The organism is Mycobacterium sp., assembly GCF_049280035.1.
Lineage (GTDB): Bacteria > Actinomycetota > Actinomycetes > Mycobacteriales > Mycobacteriaceae > Mycobacterium.
Genome location: NZ_JBAPPI010000338.1, coordinates 1 through 6,675, shown reverse-complemented (window position 1 = coordinate 6,675; position 6,675 = coordinate 1). Strand labels below are relative to the sequence as shown.

7 protein-coding genes are annotated in these 6,675 nt (G+C 65.1%); 5 read left to right on the top strand and 2 right to left on the bottom strand.

What is annotated here, in order from left to right:
• On the bottom strand, positions 1-974 hold a 974-nt coding region (locus tag WAN71_RS11350; RefSeq protein ID WP_422225417.1), incomplete at its 3' end, for a magnesium transporter MgtE N-terminal domain-containing protein.
• 34 nt (positions 975-1,008) lie between these two features.
• On the opposite strand from WAN71_RS11350, the gene WAN71_RS11345 reads away from it, so the two are divergent.
• Positions 1,009-1,980: an HpcH/HpaI aldolase/citrate lyase family protein gene (locus WAN71_RS11345; RefSeq protein ID WP_422225419.1), complete on the top strand. Its 972-nt coding sequence runs from the start codon at positions 1,009-1,011 to the stop codon at positions 1,978-1,980.
• Between the two features lie 7 nt (positions 1,981-1,987).
• On the opposite strand, the gene WAN71_RS11340 is transcribed toward WAN71_RS11345, so the two are convergent.
• Positions 1,988-2,662, bottom strand: coding sequence for a DUF4190 domain-containing protein (locus WAN71_RS11340; RefSeq protein WP_422225416.1), 675 nt, complete (start codon positions 2,660-2,662; stop codon positions 1,988-1,990).
• Between the two features lie 152 nt (positions 2,663-2,814).
• Between WAN71_RS11340 and WAN71_RS11335 the strand changes: the two genes are divergently transcribed.
• From WAN71_RS11335 to WAN71_RS11320, 4 genes are all read left to right on the top strand, one after another.
• Positions 2,815-3,339: a general stress protein gene (locus WAN71_RS11335; RefSeq protein WP_422225415.1), complete on the top strand. Its 525-nt coding sequence runs from the start codon at positions 2,815-2,817 to the stop codon at positions 3,337-3,339.
• A 114-nt stretch (positions 3,340-3,453) separates the two neighbouring features.
• On the top strand, positions 3,454-4,866 hold the full coding sequence (locus tag WAN71_RS11330; RefSeq protein ID WP_422225414.1) for an extracellular solute-binding protein: 1,413 nt from the start codon (positions 3,454-3,456) through the stop codon (positions 4,864-4,866).
• Positions 4,863-5,762, top strand: coding sequence for a carbohydrate ABC transporter permease (locus WAN71_RS11325; protein ID WP_422225413.1), 900 nt, complete (start codon positions 4,863-4,865; stop codon positions 5,760-5,762). Before WAN71_RS11330 ends, WAN71_RS11325 begins: the two co-directional genes overlap by 4 nt.
• A gap of 15 nt (positions 5,763-5,777) precedes the next feature.
• Positions 5,778-6,602, top strand: a complete 825-nt coding sequence (locus tag WAN71_RS11320; RefSeq protein WP_422225418.1) for a carbohydrate ABC transporter permease — start codon at positions 5,778-5,780, stop codon at positions 6,600-6,602.
• Positions 6,603-6,675 lie beyond the last annotated feature (73 nt).

The following is a 6,675-nucleotide window of genomic DNA, read 5'->3' as shown; positions in this document are numbered from 1 at the left end:
AACACCAGCGACGACAACGCCGCGGTCAGGTCGGGATCGCGGACCCGGGCCAGCGCCTCAGCGACCGAGGTATCCGGGGTCAGTACCACCGGTCGCGAAGTCATCAAACCGCCCGCAGTATCGGGTGAGTGTTTCAGCAGGCGGCGCACCGGGTCGGACTCCTCCGGATCCATCTGGCGCAGCAGCCGCTCGGCCAGCGTCGGATTCATCGTGCCGAGGAGGTCGGCGGTGTCATCGGGTTCCATCTCCTCGAGCACGTCGGCTGCGCGTTCGTCGCCCAGCTGCATCAACAAGTCCGCCTGTTCCTCCTCAGGCAGCTCTTGCAAAATGTCAGCCAGCCGGTCGTTATCCAGTGCGCTGGCGATCTCGAAGCGCCGCTTCGGCGGCAGCTCACGCACTGCCTCGGCCACATCGATCGGCCGCCACTTTTCGAACTGTTCCAGTAGGTGCGCCACGCCCTGGCCGGGCAGCGCCAGCGCCGAGGGGGTCAGTCCCTGCACGTTTCGCCAGCCCACGATGTGGGCATTGCTGCGCCGGCCAAATCTTCTGGGGACGCGCACCGCGACTCGCGTGACCATCCAGTCGCGGGTTCGAGTCTGCTCCAAACCCAGGTCGGTGACGACGACCTCGGTGTCGGCGAGCTCTGGCAATTCCGGGTCATTGACCCGCACCTTGGTGTCCATGATTTGCCCCAGCACCAGCACTTCGCCGGGCCGTTGCTCGAACCGGCCCAGCGACACGCTGTCGGTGTTGAGCGTCACCGCGTTGGGTTCGATCGCGGCGACCCGCAGAATCGGCACGAAAATTCTTCGGCGCGAGAGCATTTCGACGACGAGTCCAAGGACGCGGGGTTGCTGGCGGACAATGCTGATGCTGACCACCACGTCGCGCACTCGACCCAGGGACTCGCCCATCGGGCCCAACACCATCAACCGCGCCAGCCGCGCAGCGTACACCCTGTTGATCGAGGCCATGGTGCACAGGGTATTCAAGAAGGGTGAGTGAATGGTGACCAACGCCTATCGACCTCGCCGCACCTGCCTGTCGGTACCGGGTAGCAGCCAGAAGATGATCGACAAGGCCAAAAGCCTTCCCGCCGATGAGGTCTTCCTGGACCTGGAGGATGCCGTCGCGCCGGATGCGAAGGCCGCGGCCCGCACCCGGGTGGCCGCCGCACTTGTCGAGCCCGGATGGGCCGGGCAGTTGCGCGGCGTTCGGGTCAACGACTGGACCACACCGTGGACGCACGCCGACATCATCGAGGTGGTTTCCACCGTCGGCGCCGCGGCCGACGCCAAGCTCGATGTTGTTGTACTGCCTAAAGTCTCCGATGTCTCCCACATTCAGGCGCTCGACCTGCTGCTGAGCCAGTTGGAGACGGTTCACGGGCTTCCGCTTGGAGAGATCGGCATCGACGCGCAGATCGAAGACGCCCGCGGGCTGATGAACGTCGATGCGATCGCTGCCGAGCCACGGGTGCAGGCTCTGGTGCTCGGCCCCGCCGACTTGATGGCCAGCCTCAATATGCGCACGCTGGTGGTCGGCGAACAGCCCGAGGGCTACGACGTCGGCGACGCTTATCACCACGCACTGATGACCATCCTGGTAGCCGCCCGTGCGCACGGCATTGCCGCGGTCGACGGCCCCTACCTGAAAGTTCGTGACGTGGCGGCGTTTCGGCGGGTGGCGGGCCGGTCGGCGGCCCTGGGCTATGACGGTAAGTGGGTATTGCACCCCGATCAGATTGCCGCCGGCAACGAGATCTTCAGTCCGCGCCAAGAGGAGTACGACCACGCGGAGTTGATTCTGGAGGCCTACGAATGGCACACCTCCGCCGCGGGTGGTGCCCGGGGAGCGGTGATGCTCGGCGACGAGATGATCGACGAAGCCAGCCGCAAGATGGCCTTGGTGATCGCCGCTAAGGGCCGTGCGGCGGGTATGCGGCGTCAGTCCGGCCCGTTCGTTCCGGACAAACCCTAGCCAAGGGTCACCGCAGCGACGGGGAGGTGAACGCCGCCATGACCGCGATGACGAAGATCACCAGCAGCACCGCCGCAGTTGCGCCGACCGCGATCCCAGCGATGGCAAGCCCGCGACCCTGCTGGCCCGTTCGCTTGATCTGATTGAGCGCGACGGCCCCGAGCGCGGCGCCGACGATGGGAATCAGGACTCCTAGCCAGCAGAACAGGCTCAGCGGAATGCCGAGCACGACACCCGCAATCGAGGTGATCAACGACCCGATCGCCAGCCCATTGGTTTCCTGCGAACGTGATTGATACGGGTCATAAGGGCCGGGATATAGCGGTGGTCCGCCGTATCCGCCACCGCCATAGCCCGGTGGTGGATAAGAGGGGCCGAATGGCGGCGGTGGCGGGGGGTATGACGGAGCGCCGTAAGGCGGGGGGTCGGGATACCTGGGCGGACCGTAACCGCTCGGCGGCTGGCTTGGCAGCGGATAGCCAGGGGGCGGCGGGTCCCATGGCGGAACCGGCCCCGACTGCGGCGGATAGTGCGGAGCGTTCGGCTCGGGCTGGGCGGGCGGTCGTTCCGCGTATGCGGGCGGGATGAAGTCCTGCCCGAACGGGCGTGCGTGCGGGCCCTGCGGAGGCTGCTTTGCGTCGTCGTGGGCGTCCTCGCCGAAGTTGCCGCCCTGAACTGTCATGTTGTTCAACCTAGCGTGACCGCAGCGTGAACGGCCCGGACCGAGCAGCGGCCGCGCGCCCAGAGGCTCCGTTTGTGCTGGTGGTCGACCCGCCGGGGCGCCGGGCCGCACCGAGCCGATGCTCAAAGGGCTCGGCAGAGGACAATGAGACCATGACCAGTCCCTTCCAGCCCGGACAGGTTCCCGGTGCCACACCTGGCACCCCGACCGCGAGCCGGCGCGCCCCCGGATTACCGACGCCGCCAAAAGGCTGGCCGGTCGGCTCTTACCCGACCTACGCCGAAGCGCAGCGTGCCGTCGACTACCTGTCCGAGCAGCAGTTCCCCGTGCAACAGGTGACGATCGTCGGTGTCGACCTGATGCAGGTCGAACGGGTCACCGGGCGGCTGACCTGGCCGAAAGTGCTCGGCGGCGGTGTGCTCACCGGCGCCTGGCTGGGTCTTTTTATCGGCTTGGTGCTGGGGTTCTTCAGTCCTAACCCGTGGGCGGCGTTGATGACCGGCCTGATCGCCGGGGTGTTCTTCGGCTTGATCACATCCGCGGTCCCATATGCGATGGCGCGTGGTACTCGGGATTTCAGTTCGACGCTGCAGTTGGTCGCCGGCCGCTACGACGTGCTCTGCGACCCGCAAAACGCGGAGCGGGCCCGCGACCTACTGGCCCGCTTGGCAATCTGACTCGACGGCTGGGCGGCCGTTACCCGACGTGTTGCACATCGCGCGCCTGCCTCTACGGTCTGGCGCGAGACAATCGACGACCGGAAGACAGCGACCCGAAGAAAGGACTCAGTGGTGGCGAGTCGCCGCGGGCGCGCAGTCCGGCTGAGCGCGGTCGCGCTGGCGACACTATCCACCGCGGCGGTGGTATCGGCATGCGGCTCCCGCGACAACGGGCGGGTGATCAGCTTCTACACCCCGGCCAGCGGCGCCGCGACGTTCGCTGCGGTAGCCAAGCGTTGCACCGAGCAGTTCGGCGGACGGTTCACCATCCAGCAGTTCAGCTTGCCCCGCTCCTCTGACGATCAGCGCCTGCAACTGGCCCGCCGGCTGAGCGCTAACGATCGCTCTGTGGACGTAATGGCGCTGGACGTGATCTGGACGGCGGAGTTCGCTGAAGCGGGCTGGGCGTTGCCGTTGTCGGATGACCCGGCCGGCCGCGCCGAGGCCGACGCCACCACCGACACCCTGCCGGGGCCGCTTGCCACGGCCACCTGGAAGCACAGGCGCTATGCCGCGCCCATCACCACTAATACCGAATTGCTTTGGTACCGGCCTGATTTGATGGACGAGCCGCCCACAACCTGGAACGCGATGGTAGACCAGGCAACCCGGTTGCACGCCGCAGGCAAACCCAGCTGGATCGGCGTACAGGCCAGCCAGGGTGAGGGTTTGGTGGTGTGGTTCAACACGCTGCTGGAAAGTGCGGGTGGCCAGGTGCTGTCCGACGACAGCCACAAGGTCACGCTGACCGATACGCCTGCACACCGTACTGCCACCGTCAGTGCTCTGCGGATCCTCAAGTCGGTGGCCACCGCGCTCGGTGCCGACCCATCGATCACCCGGAGCGACGCGGGCACTTCCCGGTTGGCGTTCGAGCAGGGTAAGTCCGCGTTGGAGGTCAACTGGCCATACGCGCTGGCGTCCGTGCTGGAGAACGCGGTGAAAGGCGGCGTGGCGTTTCTGCCGCTCAACCGCCGTCCCGACCTGGCCGGCAGCATCAACAACGTGGGCGCATTCGTGCCGACCGACCAGCAGTTCCGCGCGGCCTACGACGCCAGCAAAAAGGTGTTCGGTTTCGCCCCCTATCCCGGTGTGCAGCCGGGCCAGCCGGCCAAGGTGACGATCGGCGGGCTGAACCTGGCGGTAGCCAAGACGACGCGTCATAAAGCCGAGGCCTACCAAGCGATCCGATGCTTGCGCGACGTGCAAAACGAAAAGTACATCGCGCTCCAAGGCGGCCTGCCCGCGGCGCGGACCTCGCTGTACTCCGACCCGCAATTTCAGGCGAAGTACCCGATGTACAACATCATTCGTCAACAACTCACCAACGCCGCTGCGCGGATCGCGACGCCGGTCTACCAGGCGGTGTCCACTCGGATGTCAGCCACGCTGAGTCCGATCAACGAGATTGACCCGGAGAAGACGGCCGACAACCTCACTGTGCAGGTGCAAAAGGCCATCGACGGCCGGGGCCTGCTGCCGTGACTTCTAGCGCCACGCACACCGTGAACCGGAGATCGGAGCGGCGACTGGCGTACGTCCTGGTCGCGCCTGCGGCGACGCTCATGCTGGCCGTCACCGCATATCCGATCGGGTACGCGATTTGGCTGAGCCTGCAGCGCAATAACTTGACCGCTCCGAACGACACCAAGTTCATCGGGCTCGGCAACTACCAAACGGTCTTGACTGACCGGTATTGGTGGACGGCACTTGCGGTGACGCTGGCGATCTCGGTTGTCTCGGTGTCGATCGAATTCGTGCTGGGCCTGGCGCTGGCGTTGGTGATGCACCGCACGCTGATCGGCAAGGGCCTGGTCCGCACCGTGGTGCTCATCCCTTACGGCATCGTCACGGTGGTCGCGTCCTATAGCTGGTACTACGCCTGGACCCCGGGCACTGGCTATCTGGCCAACCTGCTACCGCAAGCGAGCGCACCGCTGACTCACCAGATTCCGTCGCTGGGCATCGTGGTCCTCGCCGAGGTTTGGAAGACGACGCCGTTTATGGCATTGCTGCTTCTGGCCGGTTTGGCGCTGGTGCCCAACGACTTGCTAAAGGCGGCGCAGGTCGACGGCGCCGGCGCATGGCGCCGGCTGATGAAGATCACCTTGCCACTGATCAAGCCGGCGATCCTGGTAGCTCTGCTGTTCCGCACGCTGGATGCGTTCCGGATTTTCGACAGCATCTACGTGCTCACCGGTGGCGCCGGCAACACTGACTCGGTGTCGATCCTTGGTTACGACAACCTCTTCAAAGGCTTCAATGTAGGTCTCGGGTCGGCGATTTCGGTGCTGATCTTCGGATGCGTCACCGTTATCGCGTTCATGTTCATCAAGGTGTTCGGCGCATCGGCGCCGGGCGTCGACGGCGATGGGCGCTGAGCCGTGACCGGGCGGGTGGGTTTCCGACGGGCGACGGCCTGGCTGGTCATCGACACCCTGGTGCTGCTGTATGCGCTGTTCCCGGTGTTGTGGATTCTCAGCCTGTCGCTCAAGCCAACGTCAACGGTCAAGGACGGCAAGCTGATTCCGTCGTCGGTGACCTTCGACAACTACCTGGGAATCTTCCGGGGCGATTTCTTCAGCTTGGCCCTGATCAACTCCGTCGGAATCGGCGTGCTCACCACGATTATCGCGGTGGTGGTCGGAGCGATGGCGGCATATGCGGTGGCGCGGTTGGCCTTTCCCGGCAAGCGGTTGTTGATCGGTGCCGTGCTGCTGATTTCGATGTTCCCGGCGATCTCCCTGGTCACCCCGCTGTTCGATATCGAGCGGCGGATCGGGCTGTTCGATACCTGGCCCGGGCTGATCGTTCCCTACATCGCGTTCGCATTACCGCTGGCGATCTACACGCTGTCGGCGTTCTTCCGGGAGATCCCGTGGGACCTGGAGAAAGCGGCCAAAATCGATGGCGCCACAGCCGGACAGGCATTCCGGAAGGTAATCGCCCCGCTGGCAGCACCGGGAATCGTGACCGCCGCGATTCTGGTGTTCATCTTCGCCTGGAACGATCTGCTGCTCGCTTTGTCGTTGACCGCCACCAAGGCTGCGATCACTGCGCCGGTGGCAATCGCCAACTTCACCGGCAGTTCGCAATTCGAGGAGCCAACCGGATCGATCGCGGCCGGCGCAATGGTGATCACGGTCCCGATTATCGTTTTTGTTCTAGTCTTCCAACGACGGATAGTCGCTGGGTTGACCTCCGGCGCTGTGAAGGGATAACTCGATGGCCGAGATTGTGTTGGATAGGGTGACCAAGAGTTACCCCGACGGCGCGATGGCCGTGCAGGAACTC

Excerpts from the sequence above, each read along its gene's own strand:
- WAN71_RS11340 (WP_422225416.1), bottom strand. The coding sequence starts at position 2,662 with ATGACAGTTCAGGGCGGCAACTTCGGCGAGGACGCCCACGACGACGCA.
- WAN71_RS11335 (WP_422225415.1), top strand. The coding sequence starts at position 2,815 with ATGACCAGTCCCTTCCAGCCCGGACAGGTTCCCGGTGCCACACCTGGC.